General features: G+C 69.8%; 2 protein-coding genes. Both read left to right on the top strand.

Annotation, left to right across the window (positions count from 1 at the left end; translation table 11 throughout):
• On the top strand, positions 1-1,464 hold a 1,464-nt coding region (locus tag PLL68_RS08705; RefSeq protein ID WP_324533377.1), incomplete at its 5' end, for a biotin/lipoyl-containing protein.
• Positions 1,465-1,588: 124 nt separating this feature from the next.
• Positions 1,589-1,762: a CsbD family protein gene (locus PLL68_RS08700; protein ID WP_324533376.1), complete on the top strand. Its 174-nt coding sequence runs from the start codon at positions 1,589-1,591 to the stop codon at positions 1,760-1,762.
• Positions 1,763-1,825: the final 63 nt, after the last annotated feature.

Below are 1,825 nucleotides of genomic sequence, written 5' to 3'. Positions count from 1 at the left end.
CTCAACGACGTGTCGCAGATGCGCCCTGCGGTGGATGCCGTGCTCGCCACCGACACGGCGGTCGCCGAGGTGGCCCTGTGCTACACCGGCAACCTGCTCGACCCCGGTGAGCGCCTCTACACGCTCGACTACTACCTGCGCCTGGCCGAGCAGATCGTCGACACCGGCGCCCACGTGCTCGCCATCAAGGACATGGCGGGGTTGCTGCGCGCGCCGGCCGCGGCGACGCTGGTGCGGGCGCTGCGTGAACGCTTCGACCTGCCCGTGCACCTGCACACCCACGACACCGCCGGCGGTCAGATCGGGACGCTGCTCGCCGCCATCGACGCCGGGGTGGATGCCGTGGACGCCGCCTGTTCGTCGATGTCCGGCACGACCAGCCAGCCGAGCCTGTCCGCCCTCGTGGCGGCCACCGACGGCACCGAGCGGCCCACCGGGCTGGACATCGACAAGGTGTTCTCGCTCGAGCCCTACTGGGAGGCCGTGCGCACGATCTACAAGCCGTTCGAGTCAGGGCTGGCCTCACCGACCGGGCGCGTGTACTTCCACGAGATCCCCGGCGGGCAGCTGTCCAACCTGCGCCAGCAGGCGATCGCGCTCGGTCTCGGCGACCGCTTCGAGGACATCGAGGACATGTACGCCGCGGCGAACCGCATCCTCGGCAACATCGTCAAGGTGACGCCGTCCTCCAAGGTCGTCGGCGACCTGGCCCTGGCCCTCGTCGGGGCCGGAGCCGACCCGGCCGACTTCGAGGAGAACCCGACGAGGTACGACATCCCCGACTCGGTGATCGGCTTCCTCGAAGGTGAGCTCGGCGACCCGCCCGGTGGCTGGCCCGAGCCTTTCCGCACCAAGGCACTTCAGGGCCGCGCCGCCAAGCCGCGGCACACCGAGCTGACCCCCGAGCAGGAGTCTGCACTGGCCACCGAGCCGCGCCGCACCCTGAACCAGCTGCTCTTTCCCGGGCCGACCAGGGAGTTCGAGGCCAGCCGCGAGGCCTACGGCGACCTGTCGGTGCTCGGCACCATCGAGTTCCTGCACGGCTTGGAGCAGGGAACCGAGTACGAGGCCGAGATCGAGGCGGGCAAGCGCCTGATCCTCGGGATCAGCTCGGTGGGCGAGGCCGACCGCCAGGGCATGCGCACCGTGATGTGCACGCTCAACGGGCAGTTCCGGCCGGTCACGGTGCGCGACCGTTCGGTCGCCGCCGATGTCAAGGCGGTGGAGAAGGCCGACCTGTCCGTGCCCGGCCACGTGCCGGCGCCGTTCTCCGGGGTCGTCACGCCGGTCGTCGCCGAGGGCGACACGGTCGAGCCCGGCGGTGTCGTCGCGACGATCGAGGCGATGAAGATGGAGGCCAACATCACCAGCCCCGTGGGCGGCACCGTGGCACGACTGGCCTTCAGCGGACACCACCAGCAGGTGGAGGGCGGCGACCTCATCGTCGTCGTCACCCCGGCCTGACTCCCGGACCTTCCCGAAGGGTCCGTACCCAAACCCCCGTTTGGGTGAGCGTGTACGTACCGTCGAGGGTCGCACCGGTCACCATCGTGGCCGGCGCTCCACCCATCGAACGAGGGAGAACACCATGGGAATCGGCGACAAGATCGAGAACGCCAAGGATGAGCTGGTGGGCAAGGGCAAGGAGGCCGCCGGCAAGGTGACCGACAACGAGCGCCTCGAGGCCGAGGGCCGCGCCCAGCAGGCGGAGGCCGACGTCAAGCAGGCCGGCGAGAAGGTCAAGGACGCGTTCAAGAACTGACCTTCCGGGGGCTCGCCCCAAGGAACCCGTACCCACATCGACCTATTGGTCGGTGTGGGTACG

This window comes from Ornithinibacter sp., assembly GCF_035443565.1.
Lineage (GTDB): Bacteria > Actinomycetota > Actinomycetes > Actinomycetales > Dermatophilaceae > Fodinibacter.
Note: the sequence above shows the minus strand (reverse complement) of the source record. Positions and strands in the feature narration are given on the sequence as shown.

Bases quoted from the DNA above. Each gene is read 5' to 3' on its own strand.
- PLL68_RS08700 (WP_324533376.1), top strand. From the start codon at position 1,589: ATGGGAATCGGCGACAAGATCGAGAACGCCAAGGATGAGCTGGTGGGC.